This window comes from Pseudomonas sp. FJ2-5-13 (assembly GCF_029201605.1).
Classification (GTDB): Bacteria; Pseudomonadota; Gammaproteobacteria; order Pseudomonadales; family Pseudomonadaceae; genus Aquipseudomonas; species Aquipseudomonas lactis.
This window is the reverse complement of the sequence record NZ_CP104045.1, coordinates 2112981-2139542: the sequence shown is the minus strand read 5'-3', so window position 1 is coordinate 2139542 and position 26562 is coordinate 2112981. Positions and strand designations below refer to the sequence as shown.

21 protein-coding genes are annotated in these 26562 nt (G+C 62.2%); 19 read left to right on the top strand and 2 right to left on the bottom strand.

Annotated elements, in window-relative coordinates:
* The first annotated feature begins 26 nt into the window (after positions 1-26).
* The 3 genes from N2A98_RS09665 to N2A98_RS09655 are packed head-to-tail and all read left to right on the top strand — an operon-like array spanning position 27 to position 3545.
* A complete protein-coding gene (locus N2A98_RS09665; protein WP_044273587.1) occupies positions 27-827 on the top strand; it encodes a glucose 1-dehydrogenase in 801 nt (266 codons plus the stop codon).
* Entirely contained in the window at positions 820-2646 is a 1827-nt protein-coding gene (locus tag N2A98_RS09660; protein ID WP_044273586.1) for a glycoside hydrolase family 15 protein, read from the top strand. The genes N2A98_RS09665 and N2A98_RS09660 overlap by 8 nt, the downstream gene beginning before the upstream one ends.
* Positions 2634-3545 (top strand): alpha/beta hydrolase, encoded by a 912-nt coding sequence (locus tag N2A98_RS09655; RefSeq protein WP_275623323.1) that lies wholly within the window; start codon positions 2634-2636, stop codon positions 3543-3545. Before N2A98_RS09660 ends, N2A98_RS09655 begins: the two co-directional genes overlap by 13 nt.
* On the opposite strand, the gene N2A98_RS09650 is transcribed toward N2A98_RS09655, so the two are convergent.
* Positions 3531-4499 carry a GlxA family transcriptional regulator gene (locus N2A98_RS09650; RefSeq protein WP_275623322.1) on the bottom strand — a complete coding sequence of 323 codons (969 nt, stop codon included), beginning with the start codon at positions 4497-4499 and terminating at the stop codon, positions 3531-3533. The genes N2A98_RS09655 and N2A98_RS09650 overlap by 15 nt on opposite strands.
* Before the next feature lie 88 nt (positions 4500-4587).
* On the opposite strand from N2A98_RS09650, the gene inhA reads away from it, so the two are divergent.
* The gene (gene inhA / locus N2A98_RS09645; RefSeq protein WP_275623321.1) at positions 4588-5268 is read left to right on the top strand and encodes an isonitrile hydratase; all 681 of its coding nucleotides are present in this window, start codon (positions 4588-4590) and stop codon (positions 5266-5268) included.
* A gap of 765 nt (positions 5269-6033) precedes the next feature.
* Here the strand turns inward: inhA and N2A98_RS09640 are convergent.
* On the bottom strand, positions 6034-6663 hold the full coding sequence (locus tag N2A98_RS09640; protein WP_153475949.1) for a LysE family translocator: 630 nt from the start codon (positions 6661-6663) through the stop codon (positions 6034-6036).
* Positions 6664-6831: 168 nt separating this feature from the next.
* On the opposite strand from N2A98_RS09640, the gene N2A98_RS09635 reads away from it, so the two are divergent.
* The 15 genes from N2A98_RS09635 (at position 6832) to N2A98_RS09565 (ending at position 26535) form a co-directional block, all read left to right on the top strand.
* Positions 6832-7347 carry a sigma-70 family RNA polymerase sigma factor gene (locus N2A98_RS09635; protein ID WP_044273581.1) on the top strand — a complete coding sequence of 172 codons (516 nt, stop codon included), beginning with the start codon at positions 6832-6834 and terminating at the stop codon, positions 7345-7347.
* The gene (locus N2A98_RS09630; protein ID WP_044273580.1) at positions 7334-8284 is read left to right on the top strand and encodes a FecR domain-containing protein; all 951 of its coding nucleotides are present in this window, start codon (positions 7334-7336) and stop codon (positions 8282-8284) included. Before N2A98_RS09635 ends, N2A98_RS09630 begins: the two co-directional genes overlap by 14 nt.
* Positions 8285-8389: 105 nt before the next feature.
* Positions 8390-10876 (top strand): TonB-dependent siderophore receptor, encoded by a 2487-nt coding sequence (locus N2A98_RS09625; protein WP_275623320.1) that lies wholly within the window; start codon positions 8390-8392, stop codon positions 10874-10876.
* A gap of 488 nt (positions 10877-11364) precedes the next feature.
* A complete protein-coding gene (locus N2A98_RS09620; protein WP_069558330.1) occupies positions 11365-12804 on the top strand; it encodes an undecaprenyl-phosphate glucose phosphotransferase in 1440 nt (479 codons plus the stop codon).
* The gene (locus N2A98_RS09615) at positions 12804-14264 is read left to right on the top strand and encodes a mannose-1-phosphate guanylyltransferase/mannose-6-phosphate isomerase (RefSeq protein WP_044273578.1); all 1461 of its coding nucleotides are present in this window, start codon (positions 12804-12806) and stop codon (positions 14262-14264) included. The genes N2A98_RS09620 and N2A98_RS09615 overlap by 1 nt, the downstream gene beginning before the upstream one ends.
* On the top strand, positions 14264-15175 hold the full coding sequence (locus N2A98_RS09610) for a glycosyltransferase (protein ID WP_047710484.1): 912 nt from the start codon (positions 14264-14266) through the stop codon (positions 15173-15175). The genes N2A98_RS09615 and N2A98_RS09610 overlap by 1 nt, the downstream gene beginning before the upstream one ends.
* A gap of 6 nt (positions 15176-15181) precedes the next feature.
* Positions 15182-16009, top strand: coding sequence for a polysaccharide biosynthesis/export family protein (locus tag N2A98_RS09605; RefSeq protein WP_044273576.1), 828 nt, complete (start codon positions 15182-15184; stop codon positions 16007-16009).
* 70 nt (positions 16010-16079) lie between these two features.
* Positions 16080-18059, top strand: coding sequence for an exopolysaccharide transport family protein (locus N2A98_RS09600; protein ID WP_003190210.1), 1980 nt, complete (start codon positions 16080-16082; stop codon positions 18057-18059).
* Positions 18059-19240, top strand: a complete 1182-nt coding sequence (locus N2A98_RS09595) for a glycosyltransferase (RefSeq protein WP_032892525.1) — start codon at positions 18059-18061, stop codon at positions 19238-19240. The genes N2A98_RS09600 and N2A98_RS09595 overlap by 1 nt, the downstream gene beginning before the upstream one ends.
* Positions 19237-20577 (top strand): beta-galactosidase, encoded by a 1341-nt coding sequence (locus N2A98_RS09590; protein WP_275623319.1) that lies wholly within the window; start codon positions 19237-19239, stop codon positions 20575-20577. Before N2A98_RS09595 ends, N2A98_RS09590 begins: the two co-directional genes overlap by 4 nt.
* Before the next feature lie 22 nt (positions 20578-20599).
* A complete protein-coding gene (locus N2A98_RS09585; protein WP_275623318.1) occupies positions 20600-21814 on the top strand; it encodes a glycosyltransferase family 4 protein in 1215 nt (404 codons plus the stop codon).
* On the top strand, positions 21805-22908 hold the full coding sequence (locus N2A98_RS09580) for a glycosyltransferase family 1 protein (protein ID WP_275623317.1): 1104 nt from the start codon (positions 21805-21807) through the stop codon (positions 22906-22908). The genes N2A98_RS09585 and N2A98_RS09580 overlap by 10 nt, the downstream gene beginning before the upstream one ends.
* Entirely contained in the window at positions 22908-24311 is a 1404-nt protein-coding gene (locus N2A98_RS09575; RefSeq protein WP_047710478.1) for an O-antigen ligase family protein, read from the top strand. The genes N2A98_RS09580 and N2A98_RS09575 overlap by 1 nt, the downstream gene beginning before the upstream one ends.
* Positions 24308-25129 (top strand): acyltransferase, encoded by an 822-nt coding sequence (locus N2A98_RS09570; protein ID WP_003190200.1) that lies wholly within the window; start codon positions 24308-24310, stop codon positions 25127-25129. Before N2A98_RS09575 ends, N2A98_RS09570 begins: the two co-directional genes overlap by 4 nt.
* The gene (locus tag N2A98_RS09565) at positions 25129-26535 is read left to right on the top strand and encodes a lipid II flippase MurJ (RefSeq protein ID WP_275623316.1); all 1407 of its coding nucleotides are present in this window, start codon (positions 25129-25131) and stop codon (positions 26533-26535) included. Before N2A98_RS09570 ends, N2A98_RS09565 begins: the two co-directional genes overlap by 1 nt.
* Positions 26536-26562 lie beyond the last annotated feature (27 nt).

The following is a 26562-nucleotide window of genomic DNA, read 5'->3' as shown; positions in this document are numbered from 1 at the left end:
GACTCTCATAAAACGGTGGGTGGGCGATGCAGATTTCCTTGCAGCAACAAGTGGCCCTGGTCACCGGGGCCAGTTCCGGCATTGGCGCGGGTGCGGCCAAAGCCCTCGCCGCAGCAGGCGCGGCGGTGGTGCTCAACTACAACTCTCAGGCGGCACCGGCTGAGGCCCTCGCCGCGCAGATCAATGCCAACGGCGGCCAGGCGCTGGCGATTGGCGGCGATGTGTCCAAGGAGGCCGATGTCGAACGCCTGTTCGCGCAAACCCTCGACGCCTTCGGCCATCTGGATATTCTGGTGGCCAACTCCGGCCTGCAAAAAGACGCCAACCTGGTGGATATGAGCCTTGAGGATTGGAACACGGTGATTGGCGTCAACCTCACCGGGCAATTCCTGTGCGCGCGGGCGGCGGTGCGTATCTTCAATCGCCAGGGTATTCGCGAAGGTGTGTCACGGGCCGCCGGCAAAATCATCCATATGAGTTCGGTGCATCAAGTCATCCCCTGGGCCGGGCATGTGAATTACGCCGCGTCCAAGGGCGGCGTGGAAATGCTGATGCGCACCCTCGCCCAGGAAGTCAGCGAGCAACGTATTCGCATCAACGGCATCGCACCGGGGGCCATTCGTACGGCGATCAACCGTGCGGCCACCGAAGGCGCGGCAGAACAAGAGCTGCTTAAATTGATCCCCTATGGTCGTGTCGGTGACGTCGAAGACGTGGCTAATGCCGTGGTGTGGCTGGCCAGCGATGCCTCTGATTATGTGGTTGGCAGCACCTTGTTCATCGATGGCGGTATGAGCCTCTACCCGGAGTTCCGTGGCAATGGTTGATTTCAAGAACGAACCTCAAAGCGCCATTGATGCCCACGGGATCATCGGCGACATGCGCAGCGCGGCACTGGTGAATGACCGCGGCAGCATCGACTTCTTCTGCTGGCCGGAATTCGACAGCCCCTCGGTGTTCTGCGCATTGCTCGACACGCCCGAGGCCGGCACGTTCCAGCTCACCCCGGACTTGCCCAACGCCCGCCGCGAGCAGATCTACCTGCCCGACACCAACGTGCTGCAAACCCGCTGGTTGAGCGATGAAGCGGTGGTGGAGATCACCGACCTGCTGACCGTCAGCGAAAACGTCGATGAGCTGCCTTTGCTGATCAGGCGGGTACGGGTGGTCAGTGGCAAGGCGACGATCCATCTGAGCTGCGCCGTGCGCCACGACTATGCCCGGGCCGTCACCGAAGCGAAGGCAGACGCTGCCAGTGTAGTGTTCACCGCCAGCGGCCAGCCTGGCCTGCGCCTGATTGGCAGCCAGCCGCTGACCCTGCAAGACAACACCGCCCTCGCCACGTTTACCCTCGCCCAGGATGAAGGCGCTGAGTTTGTCCTCGGCGGCCAGGAGGATGCGCGCGTCACCAACGACTGTACCGACCTCTACCTGGAGCGCACCTTGAAGTTCTGGCGCGGCTGGATCAGCCAGTCCAACTACCGCGGGCGCTGGCGCGAGATGGTCAACCGCTCGGCCCTGGCGCTGAAACTGCTGACCTCGCGCAAACACGGCGCCATCATCGCCGCGGCCACGTTCGGGCTGCCGGAAACACCCGGCGGCGAACGCAACTGGGACTACCGCTACACCTGGATCCGCGATGCCTCGTTCACCGTCTATGCGTTCATGCGCCTGGGTTTCGTCGAGGAAGCCAACGCCTACATGCGCTGGCTCAGAGGCCGGGTCAGCGACTGCTGCGGCCAGCCGACCAAGATCAACATCCTGTACGGCATCGACGGCCGCCAGGAACTGCCGGAAACCACCCTCGACCACTTGAGCGGCCACGGCGGCGCCCAACCGGTTCGGGTGGGCAATGAGGCGTTCGATCAGATCCAGCTGGATATCTATGGCGAACTGATGGACGCGGTTTACTTGGTGAACAAATACGGCGAAGCCATCTCCCACCAAGGCTGGAAACACACGGTGGAAGTGGTCGACCAAGTGTGTGAGATCTGGAACCACAAAGACGTAGGCATCTGGGAAATGCGCGGTGAGCAGCATCACTTCCTGCACTCACGCCTGATGTGCTGGGTGGCCCTGGACCGCGCCATTCGCCTGGCCTCCAAACGTTCACTACCAGCGCCGTTCGCACGCTGGGACCAGACACGCCAGGCGATCTATGCCGACATCTGGACGAACTTCTGGAACGAAGAACGCGGGCATTTTGTGCAGCATATCGGCAGCACCGCTCTCGACGGTTCCATGCTGTTGATGCCACTGGTGCGCTTCGTCGCCGCCACGGACCCGCGCTGGCTGTCGACACTGGAAGCGATCCAGAAAAGCCTGGTGCGCGACGGCATGGTCTACCGCTACCGCAATGACGACAGCCAGATCGATGGGCTGCAAGGCGTCGAAGGCGCGTTTGCCGCCTGCTCGTTCTGGTACGTCGAATGCCTGGCGCGCGCCGGGCAAGTGGAAAAAGCCCATCTGGAATTCGAACAGTTGCTGCGTTACGCCAACCCGCTGGGGTTGTACGCCGAAGAGTTCGACAGCCAGGCCCGGCACCTGGGCAACACACCCCAGGCCTTGAGCCATTTGGCGTTGATCAGCGCAGCAACGTTCCTGGACCGCAAGCTCAGCGGGGAGAAGACCGTATGGCAACCGTGACCACCCCACCCGCACTGCTGTATGTGCGCACCACCCTGCTTGATGTGGCTTACGAAACCCACGGCCCCGTCGATGGCGAACCGGTGATCCTGTTGCATGGCTTCCCTTACGACCCACGGGGCTACGACGACATCGCACCGGTGCTGGCTGAACGCGGTTATCGGGTATTGGTCCCGTATTTACGCGGGTATGGCCCGACGCGGTTTATCAACACGCAGGTAATGCGCTCCGGCCAACAGGCGGCGCTGGCCAAGGACTTGCTCGACTTCATGGATGCCTTGGCCATCCCGCAAGCCACCCTCGCCGGCTTTGACTGGGGTGGGCGCGCCGCCTGTATTGTGGCGGCACTGTGGCCGCAGCGTGTACGCGGCCTGGTGACCGGCGATGGCTACAACATTCAGGCCATCAGCCAGTCGCTCAAGCCCCGGTCACCTGAGACAGAGCGCCGGCTCTGGTATCAGTATTACTTTCACACCCAGCGCGGGGTCGATGGCTTGACGGCCAACCGGCGTGAACTCTGCCAATTGCTCTGGTCGCTGTGGTCACCGTCCTGGGCCGAAGGGCCAAGCCGCTACGCGCTGACTGCGCCGTCGTTTGATAATCCGGATTTTGTCGAGGTGGTGATTCACTCCTATCGCCATCGCTTCATGTATGCGCCAGGTGATCCCGCGCTGGAATACATCGAGCAGGCGCTGGTGCCACAACCGGCGATATCGGTACCGAGTATTTCGTTGTGTGGGGCCGACGACGGTGTGGGCCCGCCGCCGCTTGTGGATGACGATGTGGAGCACTTCAGCGGTTTTTATCGCCGCCAGGTGTTGCCCGGTGTTGGCCACAATGTTTTCCAGGAAGCGCCCCAGGTCACACTTGAAGCACTGCTGGAACTACTGGAGCGGTGAAAAACGCTCCCGATACGCCTGAGGCGTCACTGACAAGGCCCGCAGAAAGCTGCGGCGCAAAGTCTCTTCACAGCCAAAACCGCATTGCATGGCGATACGTTTGATGGAGGTGGTGCTGTCTGCCAGTTGCCGGCGTGCGTTTTCGACGCGGATCAGTTCCACGGCGCGTGCCGGGGTTTGGCCGGTCTCGGTGCGGTAGTGGCGCACAAAGCTGCGCTCGCTCATGCCAGCCTGGGCCGCCAGGGTGGCGATGCTAAGATCCAGCGTCAGGTTATCGGCGATCCAGGCATGCAGCTCGGCAAAGCGGCTGTCGCTCTTTTGCAGGGATAACGTCACGCTGAATTGCGACTGACCGCCAGGGCGCTTGAGAAACACCACCAAGTGGCGCGCCACTTCCAGAGCAATCGCGCGCCCCAGGTCATCCTCTACCAGGGCCAGGCACAGGTCGATCCCGGCGGTCACGCCAGCAGACGTCCACACCGCGCCCTGCTGGATGAAAATCGGATTGGCCTCCACCGTGAGCGCAGGAAACTTGCGCGCCAGCTCTTCACAACGCGTCCAGTGCGTGGCCACGCGGCAACCATCGAGCAACCCACTGGCGGCCAGCAGAAAAGCTCCGGTGCACACTGAAGCCATGCGCCGGGTGTGCCGGGATTTATCACGCACCCATTGCACCAGCGTCGGGTCCTCGGCAACACCGTACACACCCCAGCCACCGGCGATCACCAGCGTGTCGCAGGGCTGGTCAATGGCGGGCAGCGGCTCGGCCAGCAGCGCCAGGCCGGCCGACGTCATTACCGGCCCAGCCTGAGTAGCAATGACGTTGACCGCATAGGGCAATGGCAAACCACGTTGGCGCGCCAGATCGTTAGCCGATGCGAACACTTGTAGAGGCCCGGTGACATCGAGCACCTGGACATTCTCAAACGCGAGTACATGAATAATTTTTGGCATGATTGGCGAGATTAGTGGGCTCAATGGCGTATTCGCCAAAGCCTAGGCTTCTACAGTAAGGACGTCCATCCCTTTCGGAACTTGAATCATGACCTTGCAGATCGGCTTTCTATTGTTCCCCGGCATCCAGCAACTGGACCTTACCGGCCCCTATGATGTCCTCGGTTCGCTGCCAGACGTGAAACTGCATCTGGTGTGGAAAGACCTCGCGCCGATCACCTCCAGCACTGGCCTGGTGTTCACGCCGACCATGACCTACGCCGACTGCCCGAACCTGGATGTGCTCTGCGTACCCGGCGGCGCCGGTGTGGGCCCTTTGATGGAAGACCCGCAAACCCTGGACTTCCTCAAGGCCCAGGCACAGACCGCACGCTACATGACCTCGGTGTGCACCGGCTCACTGGTACTGGGCGCGGCAGGGTTACTGCGGGGTCGCAAGGCCACCACCCACTGGGCCTACCACGACCTGCTCGCCCCACTCGGTGCCATCCCCGTGCAGGAGCGTGTAGTGCGTGACGGCAACCTGTTTACCGGCGGCGGGATCACCGCCGGCATCGACTTTGCCCTGACCCTGGCCGCAGAGCTGTACAGCGAAGCGGCAGCGCAACTGGTGCAACTGCAAATCGAATACGCGCCGGCCCCACCGTTTGACTCCGGCCGCCCGGAGACGGCGCCCCGGCATGTGCTGGAGGAAGCCAACAAGCGCACGGCGGAGTCACGCAGAGTACGCGGGGAGATTGTTGCGCGGGCAGCTGCGCGGTTGGGGTGAATGTTCCTAGCAGCAACCTTAAAGGGTCGTGGGAAAAAACCGGCTTCAGCGCCTGGACACAAGTTGAGTCCTAGGCTGCTGTACAAAACTTCTTGTGATTCTTTCGGTGCTAAACGGCCTGTCCGGTTGTAGCCGACAGTAACCACGATGCGAAGCGAGCCGCTCTTGCTCTTGATCTGCTTTTGATCTTGATCTCAGGCGCCCCGTCAAACCACGCTGGCCGGAATTCGACAGGGATTTGGGGGGTAAACCGGCAGGGATGCCGGTTTAGCCGCCCCGCGCCATGGATGGCGCGTGGCGGCGGCCCCCCAAATCACTGGCGGATTACGGGCACACCGAGCCCAAGCGAGGTGCCGAGTGGTGGGGCAAGAGCCCTTTTGGTTACTTTTGGCTGGGCCGGCATTCCGGGCTCTTTTCCAAAAGTGACCCGCTGTCAGAGCGGAACCCTAAGCGGCCGTTACCGCAGTAATGGATATGTACACAATCCAACTGTGTCGCCTGCCAGGCCGCCTTCGCGAGCAAGCCCGCTCCCACAGTTGGATCGTTGGGTGTCAGGTAGATAGGCGTCGGCTGGCAGGGCGTCATCGCAGGCAAGCCAGCTCCCACAGTTGGATCATGGGTGTCAGGTAGATAAGTGTCGGCTGGTAGGCCGTCATCGCAGGCAAGCCAGCACACAGTTGGATGGTGGGGTGTCTGGTAGATGAGCATCGGCTGTCGGGCCGTCACGGGAGCAAGCTCCCTCGCCACAAAGAAACTTGCGTGGCTTCAGGCAGGACGCGACATCACCGCCAAACGCACAGCCAACGCCATCAACACCGCCGCCAAGCCCCACTTCTGCAGCCAGGCGCTTTTTGTGCGCTTGGCGAAAAAGCGACTGAGCGCCCCGCCAAACAGGCCCAACAGCACATGAAACACGCTCGCGATCAGCGTCAGCACGCCGCCCAGCACCATCAGTTGCAAAGCGATGGGCCCCGCCTCGGGCCGCACAAACTGTGGCAGGAACACCATGAAAAACAACAACGCCTTGGGGTTGAGCAAACTGTTGAACATGGCCTGCAAAAACACCCGGCCCAACGCCACCCGGCCGACGTGAGGGGTGTCCAGGCTGGGGCGCTTCTGCAGGGTTTTGAAGACCAGCCACAGCAGGTAGATCACGCCCGCATAACGGATCAGGTCGAATGCCGGCGGCCAACTGGCGACCACCGCCGTCACCCCCATGGCGGTCAATGCCGTCAGCAACAGGTCGGCCACGCCGATCCCCAGGGCCGAAGCAACGCCGCCGCGCCAGCCATGGGTGACACCCTGGCTGATGACAAACGCCATGTTCGGCCCCGGTGACAGCAACAACAGCAACACAGCGCCGGAAAAAACACCGAGTGTGACGAGGCTGATCATGGTTGAACCGTCCGCTGGGAAAAACCCAGATTAATCGGCGCTGGCAGGCCCTACAAAAAATTGTGCTGGATACATTGCTCACGCAGCGAACCCAGTGATTGCTGAATGCCACGACCAACGTCTAGAATGCGAAACATTATCAATTAAGCCTGCTGCGCCAGGATGACCATGTCGAGCGATCACCCACTGGACCCTGCTGCCATCGGCCAGCTTTACCAAGCCCACCATTCCTGGTTGCGAGGCTGGTTGAGCCGGCGCACGGGCTGCCAGGAGCGCGCCGCTGACCTCGCGCAGGACACCTTCGTGCGCCTGCTCAACGCGCGTCAGCAACAGACCTTGCAGCAGCCGCGCGCGTATCTGAGCAGCATCGCGCGCAGCTTGATGATCGACCAATACCGGCGCCGCGAACTGGAACGCGCCTACCTGGAAAGCCTGGCACACTTCCCGCAAGTAGAGGTGCCGAGCGAAGAAACAAAGCGGCTGATCCTCGACAGCCTGGAGCGCATTGACCGTCTGCTCGACCAGCTCAAGCCGAGGGTGCGCGAGGCGTTCCTGTTGGCCCAATTGGACGGCCTGACCTGCCCGCAGATCGCCTTGCGCCTGGGCGTGTCCAAGGCAACGGTGGAGCGCGACCTGTCCAAGGCGCTGCACGCCTGTTACCGGTTGCGCTATGCCGACTCCTGACTCGCGCCTGGTCGACCAGGCCATCCAGTGGATGATCAAGCTGCGCTACAACACCGCCGACGACGCGAGCACCGCGGCCTTTGAACAGTGGCTGCACACCAGCGACGCGCATCAACAGGCCTGGCATCGGGTCGCCACCCTGAATGACGATTTCAACCACTTGCCAGCGCATGTCAGTCGCCATGCACTCGACGGCGCACGCCAGCACATCAGCCGTCGTGAAGGCTTGAAAATGCTCGGGCTGTTTGCCGGCGCCGCAGGTTTGGCCTGGCTGGGCCGCGACTACACACCCCTGCCCGCTTTGATGGCGGACTACCGCACCGCCACTGGCGAGCGGCGCTGGGTAGCATTGGAGGATGGCAGCAAAGTCCAGCTCAACAGCGCCAGCGCCGTCGACATTACCCCTGGCGCCGAACAACGGTTGGTGAACCTGCGCCAGGGTGAAATTTTGATCAATACCGGGGCCGACCACCGTCCGCTATGGGTGCATACCCGCGACGGTTACCTGCGCGCCCTCGGCACGCGCTTGCTGGTGCGCGAAGAACCCCAAGGCACCCTGCTGGCCGTGCAAAAGGGTGCGGTGGCGGTGTTTGCCAATCGCCATGACGGCGCCGCACGCCAGGTGATCAAGCCTGGGGAACAGGTGGTGTTCAACCGTAGCGGCATTCGCCCGTCCCCCAACAACGGCCTGGACCCCTGGGCCTGGAGTGACGGCGTGATCAGCGCCCACAACATGCGCCTGGACGACTTCCTGGCCGAACTGGGCCGCTATCGCAATGGGTTGCTGCGGTGCAGCGAAGCCGTGGCGGGGCTACGCGTTTCTGGCACTTACCAACTGGATGACACCGACCAGGTGCTCAAGTTAGTGGCGCAATCGCTGGCAATCGATGTGACCTACCGCAGCCGCTACTGGGTGACCGTCTCCGCTCGCGCGTGACAGGCCAAAAATAAATGAGGTGAATTCTCATTGCCATTCGACCTGTAAGGAAAGGCCGATCAACAGGCCGGTGTTGTCCACTTCCTTCAGGAGCATCCCGCGGTCATGCAAGCGTTCCCCTCCAAACGTTCACCCCTCAGACACGCCCTCAATGCCACCCTCCTTGGCGCGTGCGTGGCGGCCAGCGCCTTGCCGTATACCGCAAGTGCCCAGGAGCCCGGCAGCGAGCGCCAGGCCCGCGCCTGGAATATTGCGCCTGGGCCTCTGGCGGGCGCCCTTGATCAGTTTGCGCGGCAGGCCGGTATCAGCCTGTCGTATGACGCTGGCAGCGTGGCAGGCAAAAGCAGCCCGGGGCTGAGCGGCACCCTGGCCCCACAACAGGCCCTGAACCGGTTACTTCAAGGCCAGGGTTTGCAGGCTCAGAGCCAGGGCCAGAACGCTTGGTTACTGCTACCTCAGCAGCAAGCCGGCTCGGCGCTGAACCTGGGCGCCACCACCATCACCGGTGATCGTTTGGGCGCCACCACCGAAGGCAGCGGCTCCTACACCACCGGCGCGGTGACCATCGGCAAGGGCGAACACAGCCTGCGACGCACGCCGCAATCGGTGAGTGTGATGACACGCAAGCTGATGGATGACCAGAACATCACCACCATCGACCAATTGCTGGAGCGCACCCCAGGGATCACCAGCTACGAATCGCCCATGGGCGGCAAGTATTTTTACTCCCGGGGCTTCAAGATGCTCGGCCAGTACCAATTCGATGGCGTACCGCTGGACATCGGCAAGGACTACATACAAGCCGACAGTTTCAGCGCGAACATGGCGATTTATGACCGTGTGGAAGTGCTTAAAGGCGCTGCAGGAATGCTCAAGGGCGCCGGCACCGCCAGTGGCGCAGTAAATTTCGTGCGCAAGCGGCCCCAGGCCAAGCCCACTACCAGCCTCGGGTTGTCGGCGGGTACCTGGGATAACTACCACGCCGAACTCGACACCGGCGGCCCGCTGAACGACAGCGGCACGGTGCGTGGTCGAGCATCGGTCAGCCAACAGAATCGCGGCTCCTACATGGACCTTGCCAAGCGCCAGGACCAGGCGTTTTACGCGGCCCTGGACATGGATGTCAGCCCTGACACCACCCTGGGCTTCGGGGCCAGCTATGAGGATGTCGACTCCACGCCGTGCTGGAGCGGCCTGCCGCGTTATCGTGACGGCAAAAGCCTCGGCCTGAGCCGCTCCACCTGCCTTGGCCAGGCCTGGAACGATTGGCAAAGCCAGCGCACCACGCTGTTCGCCGATATGACCCATCACTTCAATGACAACTGGAAGCTAAAAGTCAGCGCTGTACACAGCCGCAACCTGCAAGACATCAAATACGCGGCCAGCGAGAGCACCGTGGACTATGGCAACCCGGCCCCCACGCTTACCAGCTACGCAGCCTTGCTGGACTACGATCACAAAGACTACGGCCTGGACGCCTATATCGACGGTCAATTTGAAGCCTTTGGCCTGCAACATGAGTTGATCCTCGGCGCCAATGGCAGCCGTGGCACTCAGGACGATGTCTATGCGATCCGCAACCTGCCCCAGCGCCAAAGCGTCTTCAACCCCAACCACCACTTCCCGGAACCTGCCGACGATACCTTCTGGCCCAACATGTACCGTGGCGGCACGGTCAAGGAAACCGCCACTCAATACGGTGCCTACGCCACCTTGCGCCTGCGTCTGGCCGAACCTTTGATGCTGGTTCTCGGCAGTCGCGTCAGTTGGTATGAAAACCGCCGTGAGTCCCTGAACCTGGCCTGGGGCGAGTGGACCGACCAGGATGCACGCACCAAGGAAACCGGGGTGGTCACGCCGTTCGCCGCGCTGATCTACGACCTCAATGACAACCTTTCGGTGTACGCCAGCTACGCCGATATCTTCCAGCCCCAAAGCTCCTACGCTACGGTCAGCGGTTCGGCCCTCAAGCCGAAAATGGGTGAGAACTATGAGTTTGGCATCAAGGGCGAATGGTTTGACGGGCGCCTGAACAGCTCCCTGGCGCTGTTTCGCGCCATCGAAAAAAACGCCGCCCAAACCGACTTCATCACCCGCTGCGGCAGTTCCTCGGACGGCTACTGCTATACCGACACGGGCAAAGTGCGCGCCCAAGGCGTGGAAGCCGAACTGAGCGGCGAATTGCTTGAACGCCTGCAAGTGTTTGGCGGCTACACCTACACGCAAACCAAGAACCTGAAGAACATCGACAGCGCAGCCGAAGGCGCGGTGTCCAACACCTACGTACCCCGGCATATGCTGCGTTTGTGGGGCGACTATCAGTTGGACGGTGCGCTGTCGAAATGGACCGTCGGCGCAGGCGTCAACGCCCAAAGCAGCAACTACCGATTGCAAAACATCAAACTGGAACAGGCCGGCTATGCCTTGTGGAATGCGCGCCTGGCGTATCAGGTGGACGACACCTGGACGGTGGCGCTCAACGGTAACAACCTGTTCGATAAAAACTACTACCAGACCGTGGGTACCTCAGGCTGGGGTAATCTTTATGGAGAGCCGCGCAACCTCACGCTGAGCCTCAAAGGCAAATTCTAAGCCCTGCATATCCCCCCTGTAGGAGCGAGCTTGCTCGCGAAAAACTCACAGACGCCGCGTGTACCCAGGAAGCACGCGTTATCGTTGACGTTTTTCGCGAGCAAGCTCGCTCCTACCATAAGGCCTTGCGCCATCGTCAAAAGCTTTTCGTGGCTGGCAGGCAAATCCCCAGTTTGTTCCTACACTCCAAAAAGCCATCATCGATTCTCGATTATTCTGAAATACCCACCATGCACGTCAACAAACCGTCATATCATGGAGGCCTTGAGAGGACTATCGAAGAAAACGGACAAAAAGCCAAATCATTGACACAAATCCTCAAAGGAGCCACTATTTAGCCATCACCCAGTAAATGCCTGCGTCTAGACAGCCATTACGGATTACCCAGCAACAGAGGTCGTTCGATTTGCACCACTTGTAATGCATACCTGCCTTATGGATGAGCAAACGAATAGGAACGTTCTGGTGGTGTATTGAGGATCTGATGTATGCGCGGTAAATCGTCCGTTGATAGCCTGTTTTTGACTCGCACCGGTTTCGTTGAGTTTTTTGTCGTTTTCGTAAAACTGCTTCACGGGCTGACCGCAATCTCGCCGGCGATCATCCTGTTGTTCTACCCGGACCCGGTCGCAGAACACATGCGCACTCACTACCTGGGCCTGCTGGCGTTCTTTGCGATTCTGACCATTATTTTGTTCCAGGCCCTGGGGGTTTACTCCGATGACCTGTTCAGCAATCGCCTGCGTTTTCGCGTGATGCTGGTGGCCTGGGTCTCGGCGTTTTGCATCCTGTTGTTCATGTACCAGATCCTGCTCCTGTTCCCGCAGTTGAGCCCACGCAACCTGGTGTTCTGGTTTTCCGCGAGCCTGCTGCTGTTTGGCGTGGAGCGCATACTGATGCTGCGCCTGTACCGCCATTTGATGGACAACGGCAAATTCCTCCAGCGCACCGTGATCCTGGGCTTTACCGACACGGCCGTGCATGTGGCTGAACACCTGTCGCGCAACAGTGACATCCGTTCCGGCCTGATCGGTTTTATCGACGACCGTACCGAGCGCATTCCCAAGGAGTTGAGCCGCTTGCCGTTGCTGGGCAATACCCGCGACCTGGAAAAGCTGATCCGCTCCGAACAGGTCAACCAGGTGATGATCACCCTGCCCTGGGCCGCCGAGCAGCGCATCAATGGGTTGGTCAAGCGCCTGCGGCAGATGTCGGTGAACGTCATGCTGGTGCCGGACATGGCCGCCCTGCGCTACGGCCATAACCGCATCACCGATGTGGGCGGCATCCTGATGTTCAACACCTCGCAGTTGCCGCTGCGAGGCTGGTCGCCCTTTATCAAGCGTTGCGAAGACCTGCTGCTGGCCAGCATCGGCCTGTTGCTGCTGTCGCCGGTGATGCTGGTGACGGCTATCGCGATCAAACTCGATTCCAAGGGCCCGGTGCTGTTTCGCCAGAAGCGGTATGGCTACAACGACAACCTGATCCGCGTGTTCAAGTTCCGCTCAATGTACGTCGAGCAGACCGACCTCAACGCCGAGAACCAGACCACGCGCCAGGACCCGCGCATCACTCGGGTCGGCAGGATCATCCGCAAGACCAGCATTGATGAGCTGCCCCAACTGTTCAACGTGCTGCTGGGCAATATGTCGATGGTCGGCCCGCGCCCCCACGCCACGGCCACCAAGGCTGCGGGTATTCCTTTCGAGGAAGCGGTCAGCGAATACAGCTCGCGCCATCGGGTCAAGCCCGGCATTACCGGTTGGGCGCAGATCAATGGTTACCGCGGCGAGACCGATACGCTGTTCAAGATTCAGAAACGGGTCGAATACGACCTGGAATACATCGCCAAATGGTCCGTATGGCTGGACCTCTACATCGTTTTCATGACGGTCCCGGCCGTTCTTTCCACCAAGGAAGTCTATTGATGAACCCACTTAACGGATTGATTCCCTGCATCATCTCCGGTGGTTCGGGTACGCGGCTGTGGCCGGTTTCGCGGCAGAACATGCCCAAGCCTTTCATGCGCATGCGCGACGACCAGAGCCTGTTGCAGAAAACCTTCCTGCGGGCCAGTCACTTGCCGGGCGTCGACAGCATCCTGACCGTGACCAACCGCGACCTGCTGTTTCGCACCCTGGACGACTACCGCGCGGTGAACACCCAGCGCCTGGGCCTCGACCTGCTGCTGGAGCCGTTTGGCCGCAACACCGCCGCCGCCATCGCCGTGGCTGCGTTGCATGTGCAGGAGCATTTTGGCGCGGACGCGCAGTTGCTGGTGATGCCGGCCGATCACTTGGTGCTGGATGAAAGCGCCTTTGCCCAGGCGGTGGAAAAAGCCCGCGCCTTGGCCGAAGCCGGTTACCTGGTGACCTTTGGCATCCAGCCTGACCGTGCCGAAACCGGCTTTGGCTATATCGAACAAGGGCCGGCACTGGGCGCAGGCTTCAGGGTGCAGCGCTTTGTCGAAAAGCCCGACCAGGCCACCGCCCAAGGCTACCTGGACGGCGGCAAGCACCTGTGGAATGCCGGCATGTTCTGCTTCAAGGCCGCCACCCTGCTGGAAGAATTGGCCAGCCACGCACCGGCAGTTTTAGAGGCGGCCAAGGCTGCGCTGGAGCACAGCCAGAGCCTGCAAAACAGCAGCAGTCGCCAGCGCGAGCTGAGCCCGGAAGGTTTCGGCACCGCGCCGGATATCTCCATCGATGTGGCACTGATGGAAAAATCCGCCCAGGTCGCGGTCGTGCCCTGCGACATCGGCTGGAGCGATATCGGCTCCTGGGAAGCCCTGCGCCAACTCACGCCCAGTGACGACAATGGCAACCAGATCAACGGCGAGGCGATCCTGCACGACGTGCATAACTGCTACATCGACTCGCCCAAGCGGGTACTCGGTGCGGTGGGCGTGCGTGACCTGATCATCGTCGACACCCCCGACGCCCTGCTGATCGCCGACGCCCATCGCAGCCAGGACGTGCGGCATATCGTTGCCGAACTCAAGCGCCAGAATCACCCGGCGTTCAGCCTGCATCGCACCGTCACCCGGCCGTGGGGCACCTACACGGTGCTGGAAGAAAGCACGCGGTTCAAAATCAAGCGCATCGTGGTCAAGCCCAAAGGCTCGCTGTCCCTGCAAATGCACCATCACCGAAGCGAGCATTGGGTGGTGGTCAGCGGCGCGGCGATGATCACCAATGGTGAGCGCGAGATCCTGCTCAACATGAACGAATCCACCTACATTCCCGCCGGGCACAAGCACCGCCTGACCAACCCCGGCATCATCGACCTGGTGATGATCGAGGTGCAGAGCGGTGAGTACCTGGGTGAAGACGACATCGTGCGCTATGACGACATCTACGGCCGCGCGCCGGTTGAAGTGAAGCCCTGATGCGTACGTCATTGATCATCCCCACCCGCAACGCGGCCAGCCACCTGGACCGCCTGTTGCCAGCCCTGCGCATGCAGACGTTGCAGCCAGATGAAATGCTGGTGGTCGACAGCGCATCGAGCGATGACACCGTGGCGCGCTTTCGCGAATTCGGCGCGCGCGTGGAGGTGATTGACGCCCGTGACTTCAACCACGGCGGTACCCGGCGCTGGGCCAGCGAGCAGGTGGGCGGCGACGCCTTGATCGTGATGACCCAGGACGCGATCCCCGCCACCGCCGAGACCTTCGCCAACCTGATCAGCGAGCTGCAACTGGACCCGCTCAACGGCGTGGCCTATGGACGGCAGCTGCCGCACCCCGGCGCCGGCGTGCTCGGCGCGCAGTCGCGGCACTTCAATTACCCGGCGGCCAGCCGCACCAAGCGCCTGGACGATGCAGCGCAACTGGGCATCAAGACCTGCTTCAGCTCCGACTCGTTTTCGGTGTACCGACGCAGCGCCCTGAGCGCGGTCGGCGGTTTCCCCCAGGACGTGATTGGCAGTGAAGACGCCTATGTGGCCGCGCGCATGCTGCTGGCCGGTTACCAGGTGCGCTATGCCGCGAGTGCGCAGGTTTATCACTCCCATGATTACCGCTTGCTGGAAGAGTTTCGCCGCTACTTCGATATCGGTGTGTTCTACGGCCGCGAGCCGTGGATTCGCCAGGCGTTTGGCGACGCCGGCGGCGAAGGCAAACGTTATGTGCTGGCCGAACTGCACGCATTGCGCGAGGCCAACGCGCTGTACCGCGCCCCCGAAGTGGTGGTGCGCAGTGCCTTTAAATTGCTGGGCTATCGCCTCGGCCACCTTGAACGCCACCTGCCCAACGCGCTTAAACGGCGCCTGGGCATGTTTTCCACCTACTGGACTTGAGCCGTCATGAAGACTATCAACCGACGTTTCCGTCTTACCCTGCTCGGCCTCTTGAGTGCCTCAATCTGGCTGGCTGGTTGTTCGACCCCCGCGCGGGTGCCGCTTCCTGATAACGACACGCTCAAGGCCGGCCATCAAGCGGCGCTGACCCTGGCCGACCTGCCGCCCCCGCAGGTGTTGATCCAGAGCGGCGACTCACTGCGGATCGTGCGTGATGCCCAGGAGCCGGCGGCGGCCGATGACATGACGATATTCGTGGTGCGCCCTGACGGCGTGATCTCGGTGCCCAACATTGGCCGGGTCAAGGCGGCCTTGCGCACGCCCGAAGACCTGGGCAAGGAAATCACCGAGAAGTACAAGCGCATCTACCGCGAACCGGCGGTGACGGTGAACATCGCCAGCGCACCGAGCAACAAGGTGTTTATCGGCGGTGCGGTGTCCAACCCGGCCTTTTTCGACCTGGCCGGCAACGTCAGCGTCGAGCAGGCGCTGCTCAGCTCCGGTGGTGTATTGCCCTCGGCGGATGCCTCCAACGTAGCCTTGCTGCGCACCGGTCCCGACGGCAAGTACAGGACGTACTTCATCAGCCTGGAAAGCATGCTGACCAACCCCAATCACCCGCGGGTGGCGTTGCAGCGTGGCGATTTGATCTTTGTGCCGCAGTCGGGCATCGGCGCGACGGTGGAGGCTGTGGATATGTACTTCACCAAGCTGTTTCCGATCAACAAAGGGATTGGTATTGGCTTGAATTACGACCTGAACAAGAGCGACGTGAAAAATAGCGGCAACACCATCTACAACAACCCAACCATCAACGCAGGCCAAGGATTATGAAGCGGGCTTCGTATCACTCGAACCAAGTGTTCCCGCCTTTCGTAAACCCCATATGCAATGGAGTGATCCTGTGATCGAAATCCGCTCTCTTCGCGACCTGCTGCGGCTGTTTTTCATCTACCGCCGCGAATTCAAACTGGCCGTGCTCACCACGATCGTCATCGCCGTGCTCGGTGCCTTCCTGCTGCCGGCTCGCTACGAGTCGGACGCGCGCTTGCTGGTCAAGCCGGGGCGGGACAACACCACCTTGCCGATCGAGGCCGCCAACCGCCAGACACTGATTGCCCCGAGCACCCAGCACGACCCGATTGTCGACGAAGAAAAAATGCTCACGGGCCGGCCCATCGTGCATATCGTTGCCGAACGCTATATGGCGATGACCGCCGAGCCGCCGCAAGGCTTCTGGAAGGTCACCAAGTTCTACATCAAAAAGGGCGTTGGCGAAGTCATCAATGGCATTCGTAGCGTGCTGCAGTTCGTCGGCCTTGCCGAGAAACAAAGCCCGCTGGAACGCCTGGCGACCTCACTGGAGAAGAACTTCACCGCCGGCCACGAGCCGGGTTCTTCGGTGATCGAGATTTCCTTCACCTGGGACGACCCGGCGGTGGCGCAAAAAATCGTCGAGACCTGGGTCAACGCCTACCTTGAAGAACGCGCGCGAATTCTCGGGCGCAAGAGCCTGCACACCTTCTATGAAACCGAACGCGCCAAGGTGGCGGAGAATATCCAGAGCCTGAAGGACCAGTTGCAAGGCCGCTTGAAGCAGATCGACTCGATCAGTGTCGATGCGCGCCTGAAGAACCTGACCAACCAGATCGACCGCGTCACCGACGCCAAGGTCAGCGCACAGAACCAGATCTCGGGGATTCGCAGCCTGCTGGCCAACGCCAGCCAGCAGATCAAGAGCCAGCCGGCAGACGTGGTCACGATGCGCGAAACCAGCCTCAACCCCACCCAACTCGACCTCAAGCGCCAGCTCAACGCGCTGCAAGTGGAGCGGGCTCGGCTGTTGCGCACTTACCTGCCAGGCACCCCGCAGGTCAATCAGATCGAGCAGAACATCCGCGACATGGAAGCCCTAAGCGCCCAGGAAGCTACGCGCCTGGAACGCTCGCAGAACACCGCGCCTAACAGCCTGGTGATCAACGTCAAACAGCAAATGATCGACGCCCAGTTGCAAGAGCGCAAACTGGCCGGGGAAATCGAGAACTACGACAAGACCCTTGCCGAACTGCGCACCCAGCGTGACCAGGCGATGACCGATGAACCGCAACTCAACACCCTGAGCCAACAACTGCGCACCGCCGAAAAAAGCTATGCCTTGTACTCGGACAATCTTGAACAGGCGCGAATCGACCACGAACTGGACAACAGCCAGATCAGCAACATCGCCCTGATCGAACACGCCACCCTCAACCCGGCACGCGTGTTTCCCAAGAGCCTGCTGATGCTGTTGTTCGCTATTCCCGCTGGCGTTGCCGTGGGCTTGCTGACCATCTATGTGCTGTACCTGCTGGACCAGCGCATCCACGATGGCACACGCTTGCAGGAGATGTTCCATGTGCCGCTGTGGAGCAGCATTCCCGATGTACAGGACGCAACGCCGGCAGCCGTCACCGCCAGCCTTTATCGCTTGTACAGCCTGTTGCCCCTGGATCGCATTGCCACCCAAGGTTTTGCCCTCGGCCTGACCTCGGCGCGCCATGGCGAGGGTGTCACCTTTATCGCCGAGCAACTCAAGCGCCTGCTGGAGGAGCGTGGTCACCGCGTTTCGGTCGATGGGGCGAACGCGCCAACGCCGGGTGAAGTGTTGCTGCTGGACGCCTCGGCGCTGTCCTCCAACCCGCAGGCGTTCCTGACGCTGCGCCGCGCCGACCAGATTGTGTTGGTGATCGAAGCCCGCACCAGCACCGTACCAACTATTGAAAATGCCGTGTCGTTGCTGACCACCGCGTTCGGCAAAGTCGACGGCATGATCCTCAACCGCCGTCGCTTCGAAGTGCCGGCCAAGGTGCTGGCGCGACTCAACAGCTGGCGTGGGGCGGCCTGATGCGTATCGCATTGCTGGCGCCGCTGCCACCGGAGCAGACCGGGATCGCCGATTACGCCGCGCACTTGCGCAACGCGTTGATCGAACAAGGCCTGGAGGTGGTGACCCCACTCGCCGGCTGCCTGGAGCTGCCTGAACAGTTGAAGCGCCTGCAGGCCTTTGACTGGCGCAGCGTGGACCTGGTGCATGCTGAACTGGGGGGTGGACGCTTTGGTGAGTTCCAGGCGCTGGAGTACCTGCGCCGGGCGCAACCGCACCTGCCGTTGACCGCCACGGTGCATGACCCGGAGCGCCTGATCTGGCGCCGGGCCAAGCTGTTTTTCCCTTTGACCCTGCTTGAACGCCTGCCCCATCCGCTGCCCCAAGCGGCGGCGCTGCTGGCCGACCCGTTGACCTTGCACGAAGAACGGCGCCTGGCCAAAGGCATGCGCCGCCTGATCACCCTCACTCGCCTGGGCGGCGACTGCCTGCGCCAGCGCATGGGCCTGCGCCCGCAACAGGTGGCGGTGATTGCCCATGGCAACCTGCCCATCGCGCCCCAGGCGTTGCCGCCACTGGCGCCGTTGCGCCTGCTGTATTTCGGCTTTATCTACCGCGGCAAGGGCATTGAGGACCTGCTCCAGGCCCTGGCCCAATCACTGGCCGCCCACCCGCAATGCCGAGGCCAGGTACGCCTGACCCTGGCCGGTGGCACCGCGCCGGAAATGACCTTTGACCCCGCCGGCAACTACCTCGACGGCCTACGCGAGCAGATCAGCGCTCTGCATCTTGAAGATGTGGTGGACTGGCAACTGGACCTGCCCTCGGCGCAGATCCCTTCTACGATCCAGGCGCACCATGTGATGGTGCTGCCCTATCGCGAATCGAAAAAACTCAGCTTCCTGGGGCAGATGCGTGGCACCAGTGGCGCGCTGTCGTGGGCCAATGCATGCGGGCGCGGGGTGATCACCTCCAACGCCCGCGCCTTTGCCGAAGAGGTGGCCGGCGGTAATGGCATCACCTATCAGCAGGGCGATACAGCGTCCTTGAGCAACGCCTTGAGCCGCTTGATCCTCGACCCGCAACAGGCGCAGCAATGGGCCGCCCGGGCGGGAGAAATCGGCCACCAACGCCAGTGGGCCAACACGGCCCAGCGGTTTGCTGAATTATTTCGGGATGCTTGTGAGGAGCCGTTGCGATGAACCTGCCATCCGTTCGCCCACTGTGGCGCTACCTGCCGCTGGCGCTGTCAATCGCCGTGGGTAGCGCCCTGCTGTTGAGTGAAAAAGTCGATGCACAACCGGTGAACCTGGCCCCGGAGCGCACCGTAGTCTGGAAGGACTTTCTCGGCGTAAACGCACACTTTCTGTGGTTCACACCCGAGCAGTACCACAAGCAGATCAAGCAGTATAAAAAGCTTGGATTGCAATGGGTGAGGGTCGACCTGCATTGGGATCGCCTGGAACCCAAGGAAGACGATTATCAGCTCAGCACCTTCGATGAACTGGACCGCACCCTGACCGCTGAAAAACTGCGCTCGGTGTTTTACCTGGTGGGCTCGGCGCCCTTTATCACCACCGCACCCAAGGGCGTGCCGTTCCAGGACCAGTATCAACCGCGGGACGCCAACATCTATGCCATGCGCCTGGCCGTCCTGGCCAAGCGTTACCCGAATATCGATGCCTGGCAGGTGTGGAATGAACAGAACCTACCGAACAACTGGCGCCCCAAAGTCAACGCCAAGGAATACGCGCAGTTGTTGTTGGCCAGTCACAAGGCCTTGAACATTGCAGCGCCGGACAAACTGCAGGTCATGGGTGGCATGGCGTATTACAGCCAGATGCCGCCGCGTGGCAAAACCCTGATGTTTGAAGCGCTCGGCGCGCTGGGGGTGCAAAGCCTGGGCATGGTCGCGGCTTATCACCCTTATTCGATGACTCCGGAAACCGATGAGCCGGGCAAGAACGAAGTGCTGCTGCGCGGCGATCAACTCAATTCAATGCTGCACGGTGCCGGGATCAAGCAGGTCTGGGCCACTGAATGGGGCTGGTCCAGCTATGCCGGCCCCAAGGAGATGCAAGACCTGATCGGTATCGACGGGCAAGCCGATTACACCTTGCGCCGCCTGGCGTTGATGGCGTCCCAGGACTACCAGAAGATCTTCCTGTTCGCGTTGTCCGACCTCGACCAACGCGCCTCGCCACGCGACCAGCATTACGGCCTGTTGAACCTTGATGGCGAACCCAAGCCCGTGTACACCGCCCTCGCCCGCTTCCTGGAGATCACCGGCCCCACGCTTAAACCCGGCAACACGCCGCAGTTGCAGGATGTACCGGACAGCTTCTACAGCGTGGCCTGGACCCGCCCTGACGGAAAAAACCTGCTGATGTATTGGAGCGCCAAAGGCAGCAGCATCAGCCTGCCCGGCATCAAACGCGCAGAACTGCTGGACCCGCTGACCGGCGCCCGGCAAACCCTGAGCGACGACAACGGTATTCGCCCAGCGGTGAAGCCAAGTTTGCAGATACTGGTGTGGTAGCCCCGGGCATGGAGAGCTGTACATGAGAATCCTCTGGATTGTGCCCTACCTGCCGTGGCCGACCACCAGCGGCGGCAAGACGCGGCAGTACCATTTGCTGCGCACCTTGAGTGAGCGCGGGCATCGCATCACGCTGCTGGCGCAATCGAAAACGCCGGCCGATGACGCGGTGCACGCGGCCTTGGAGCCGTTGCTTGAACGCCTGATCGTGGTACCACGTCGGCCACTGAAACACCCGCTGACCCTGCTCGGCGGCCTGTTCGCGCCCTGGCCGCTGCTGACCACGGTCAACGGCCTGTCGGCACCGTTGCAGGCCCAGTTTGCGCAACTGTTGAATGAGCGCTGGGACGTGATTCAGGTAGAACACAGCTACAGCCTGCAACCGTTTCTGCGCACCTTGCGGCAGCAACGGCGCGAGTTTGTGCTGACCGAGCACAACCTGGAATCGAGCCTTGGCGGCGCCACTTATGACCGCTTCCCCAAGTGGGCCGCACCGTTTGTGCAGTACGACCAGTGGCGCTGCCGGCAATGGGAACGCAAGGCGTTCGATGCCGCCGCTCATGTGGTCGCGGTGACCGAGGCGGACGCTCAGGCCATGCGGCCATTGTCGTCGACGCCGGTGAGCGTGGTGGTCAATGGGGTCGACAGCCGCGCCTTCGCCGAGGTCAACGCCGATGCGCAGAGCCAGCGCCTGTTGTTCGTCGGCAATTACGAGTACGCACCGAACCTGGACGCTGTGCAGTGGCTGCTTGAAGAGATCTTCCCCAGGCTCTGGTTGCAGTGCCCGAACGCACGCCTGGCGGTGGTCGGCTATGGCTTACCCGAGCACTGGCGCGAGCGTTGGCCCGATGAACGTATCGAGTGGCTGGGGTTTGTTCCCGACCTGTGCGCCTTGCAACGCCGCTGCGCCGGTTTTGTCGCCCCGTTGCGCCATGGCGGCGGCTCCAAGCTCAAGGTATTGGAAGCGATGGCCGCCGGCTTGCCGCTGGTGAGCACGACCCAGGGTGTTTCCGGGTTGGCGGTACAGCCGCAGGTGCATTACCTGGCCGGCGAAAACGCCGAGGCCCTGGCCGACGCCGTTGTGCGCCTGCTGGATGAACCGGCGCTGGCCGGGCGACTGGCCGATGCCGCACGCGACTATGCGCGGCAATACCACGACTGGGCGGTGGCGGGTAATGAACTGGAACACCTCTACCGCAGCTTGCTTACCGCCAAGGAGTCTCAGCCATGCGTGTAGCCCTGGACTATCGCCCCGCCACGGTTGCGCCGTCTTCGGGCATCGCCCGCCAGGTCGCGGCCCTGGAAGACGCGCTGCGCGCGCGGGGCAACACCGAGGTGGTGCTGTTCACTGAGGCGCCTCTGGAGCATCCGCAACGTCAGACTGCCGTTTGCCCGGCCTGGGCCAGCCCGCTGGACGGCCTGCAACGCCCACAGGTGCGCCTGCGGTTCGAGCGCGGCTTCTTGCCCAAGGCGCTGCACGAGCAGCAGATCGACCTGTACATCGCCACGGCCAATATGGGCTTGCCGCTGTGTCGCAAACCCGCCGGCACCCGCTATGTGCTGGTGCTGCATGACCTGTTTCAGCTCACCCACCGCAACTTCCATCGCTCCAAGCTCAAGGCCCTGGCCTACCGCCTGATCGACGGGGCTTCGATTGCCTGGTCAGTGTGGCAGGCTGACCGGGTGTGGTGCCCTTCGCAGTTTTCCTGCAATGAGGCCGCGCGCCTGTTCCCCTGGGCACGGGCCAAGTTCCGCGTGCTGAACAACCTGGTGTCCGAACTGAATGCAGCGCCAGAGCCGCTGCCCGCCAACCTGCCGGCGCGTTACTGGCTGGTGGTGGGCACGCGGGAGCCGCGCAAGAACATGGCGTTCTTCTTGCGCCAATGGCAGGCCTGCCGTGCGCTGAACCCTGATGTGCCGGACATGGTACTGGTGGGCCACCCCAGCGATGTACCAGCGGCACTTGGTGACCTGCCGGGCCTGCATTGGTGCAGCGGTTTATCGGACGGCCAACTGCAAGCGCTCTACCGTCATGCCGCGTGCTTGTGGCAGCCGTCCTATGCCGAGGGCTTTGGCTTGCCGGTGGTGGAAGCCTTGAGTGTCGGCACGCCGGTAGCAGTGGCACGCGGCAGCGCCCTGGATGAAATCGCGCCGCCCGACGCCCCGCGCTTCGCCCCCCATGACGCCGAGCAACTGCACAAGGTCATGCAACAACTGGCCGGCGCCGAGGCCACGCAAGACGGCGAAACACACCGCGCCTGGGCTCGGCAATTTGCCGAACCGGCTTATCGCGCGCGCCTGGACACTTTGCTCAAGGAATTGGACCGCTAATGCTGCCAGGAAAATTCGTCAGTCTGCTGCTGGGCCTGGTGTTCGGCGGGTTGCTGTTGGCCCTGTCGCCGATCAAGGTCATGCTGGTGGTGGCCGGTGTGGCCGTGGCCTTGACGCTGATCCGCTTTCCCCTGTGGGGCTTGCTGATTTTCGCGGTACTGGCCACCAGTATTCCCTACACCACCTTGCAACTGGGCATCCGCACCACCGTCAGCGAGGCGGTGCTGGGGCTGACCTGGGTCGGGGTGTTCTGGCAATCGTTCATCGGCAAGACCCGTGGTTTCATGCTGTGGCGGCCGACCGAGCGGGCGTTGATGTGGCTGATGCTGTTCAGCACCATTCCGTTTATCTGGGGCATGCTGATCATCCATGCCGAAGGCAACGGGCCGGTGAACTGGGTGCGCTGGCTGATGAACCTGTCGATGTTGTTTATCGTGCCGCTGCTGCTGCGCACCGACGCCGACCGCGACAAGGTGGTGGTCGCCTTGTTGCTGGGTAACCTGGCGATGCTGTTGCTGTCGATCTTCATGTTCCTGAAGACGCGCAATGCGATGTCGATGATCGATATTCTCACCGACCTCAAATACGCCCACCCGGAAGCGGTGAAGGATATTTTCTCTGCCAACTACACGCGCATGGCCTCGCCCTGGGTGCACCCCAACCTGACCGGTGGCGTGCTGGTGCTGTTTATTCCGCTGGCACTGTTTTATGGCTGGACCCGCAGCGGCTGGCGTCGGGCGCTGGGCCTGGCGGTGGCGGTGCTGGGGTGTGCCGGCCTGCTGCTGAGTATTTCCCGTGGCGCCATCGTGGCCCTGGCGCTGGTGTTGATCTGGCTGGCCTACAAGCGCGTGCCGAACAGCGGGCGCATCATCGGTATCGGGGCGGCGTTCGCCGTTGCGCTGGTGATGTTCTATCCGCCGTTGCAGGACCGCTTGATGACCATCTTCTCGACCACCAACGCCAGTACCGAAATCCGCTTTGACGAGTACGCCAGGTTCCCCACCGCCATGGCGACCTTCCCCCTGGGGATCGGCTTCAAGATCGACCCGCCCGTGCCCGGTTCCAATCTGTTGGGGATCTCCAACCTGTGGCTGAACTTCATCTACAAGGTGGGCCTACCCGGGATGCTGCTATTTATCACCGTCACCCTGTTGTGGTGGCGCGAAGTGCGGCCCCTGGGCCAGGTGCGCAAAGTCACCGCCGACAATGCGCTGTGGCTGGGGTGCATCTGCGGCGTGCTGGCGGCGCTGCTGACGGGGATTTTCGACCACTATTTCAGCTTCACCTTTGTACTGATCGCGCTGTTCTGGCTGTTGATGGGCATGAGCCTGCAACAGGTGCGCCTGCGCCCCTCCATTACCGCCCCTGTTGCTGCTATTGCGCCAAAGGATAACCAACCATGAAGCACCGGATGATTCACTCCACCGACTTGCGCGACCGCCTCCCCACGCTGGCCGCTGAAATGGGCGTGAGCCTGCCGGACCTGGAAGAGGCGCTGGACTGGTGCCTGGCCAACGACGTGGTATTTGAAGAAGGCGAAGGCGACAACAAGCGCTTCTGGATCAGCTCCATCGACCTGGAAACCGCGATTGAGCAACCGGTGGCGCGCCGCCTGTTCCGACGGATGAAACAGGATCTGCCGGCCCAGCTACTGCCGCGTTACGGCAAAAACTGGGCAACCGTCAAAGACCGGTGGCGCAGTGTCTGGGACATGGCCTACAACATCTTGATCAACAAGATCCCCAGCCACCATGTGCGCATCGCCTGGCTGCGCCTGGGTGGCGCGAAGATCGGCAAGGGCTCCAGCTTGTGGCGTAACACCGAAGTGCTGGGCATGCACAATCTGGTGGTCGGCGACGATTCGGTCATCGGTTGGCATTGCCAGGTAGACGCTCGCGCCGGGCTGGTGATCGGCAACCATGTGGCGATTGCTTCCCACGTTTTGCTCATCGCCGGCAGCCATGATCTGCAAGCGCCGGAGTTCTGGTCGATTTCCGGGCCGACTTACATCGACGACTACGTCTGGATCGGCAGCCGTGCGTTGATCGGCTTCGGCACGCACCTGGGCTATGGTTCGGTGATAAGCGCCAATACCGTGGTGGCCAAAGCCGTGGCGCCCTACAAAATCATTGGCGGCAGCGGCGCCAAAATCATGGGCGAACGTTGCCATGATCTGAACTACAAGGTGGGTGGCAAAGGCCTGTTCACCCTGTTCCACTGATGTTCGGCAGCACGCTCTGGCTGACCCTGGCGACGCTCGCCGGGCTGGTGGCCGGTTTTGCCCGCGAATGGCTGCTGGTGGCGGCCTGGGGTGCGGGCAGTCGCAGCGACGGGTTTCTGGTGGCGGTGTTTTTGCCCGAAGCATTGCGCATGACCCTGGCCGCCGGCTTGCTCGCAGCGGCTGCCCTGCCCCTCTATCAGCAACGCGACCCACAGCGCCAGCAAGCCTGGCTGGCCAGCCTGTCCCCCCGCATGCTGGGCGTGGGCCTGGCCCTGTTTGCCCTACTGGCGCTGGGCGCGCCGCTGTGGGTGCGCCTGATCGGCCCCGGCCTGGACGCCGCGGCCCAGGCCCAGGCCGCCGCCAACCTGCGCTGGCTGGCGGCCTGTGCGCCAGGCCTGGTGATGCATGGGCTGTTCAGTATTCCCTTGCAGGCACGCCAACGTTTTGTCCTGCCGGGCCTGGGCTCTCTGCTGTTCAATCTGCCACCGGTGCTGTACCTGTTTATCCGTGGCAGCTCCAGCGACAGTGCCGAGCTGGCCATGAGCTTTTTTGCTGGCAGTGTGTTGATGTGCCTGCCGTTGCTGGCGCCGGTCTGGTCCTTCGGCTGGCGGCCGTGGCAGGTCAGCGGCGACCCGCTGGCAGGCCGCGAATTGCTGGGGCGCATCGGCCCGTTGTTGGCCAGCAACGCGGCCAGCCAGGGCCTGGCGCTACTGGAGCGCTTGATCGCCAGTTTCCTGGGGGAAGGCGCTGTGACGTGGGTTAACCTCGCGCGCAAGCTGATCAACCTGCCACTGATTGCCTTGATGAGCCTTAACCAAGTGCTGCTGGGCATGATGAGCGGCGAGCAAGGCCAACAGCGCCTGGCCCTGCTGCGCCGCGGCCTGGATGCAGCGACCCTGCTGAGCCTGCCTGCGGCCTTCGGCCTGATTGGCGCCAGCCCCACACTGATTCATCTGCTGATGCCCGCCCAGAGCGTCGACGGCCCACTGCCGGCGCTGCTGGCCTGGTTCGCCACGCCCCTGGTGTTTGGCGCCTGGAACGCCATGCTCGCCCGCTATGCCTATGCCAGCGGTGACACGCGCCTGCCGCTCAATTGCGAACTGCTGGGCAGCCTGGTCAATGCCGCGTTACTGGTGGTGCTGCCCTATTGTTTCGGCCTGCCGGGGATCGCCTTGGCGGCGTTGGGTGGCGTGGTGGTGACCAACCTGTTGCTGATGCACCGCCAGCAACTGCTCGGCCAACTGGGCTGGCCGTTGCAGTGGGGCTTGAGCGGGGTGCTGTTGGGTGTGGCGGCGCTGGCCCTGCACCCCTTGCACAACGATGGCTGGCAGTTGGGGTTGAGCAGCCTGGCCGGCGCGCTGGTGTTGCTGGGGCTGGGGCTTTGGCTCAAGCCATGGAAGGCCTGAGGCCGGACCCCACCAGAGCGGCGGGAT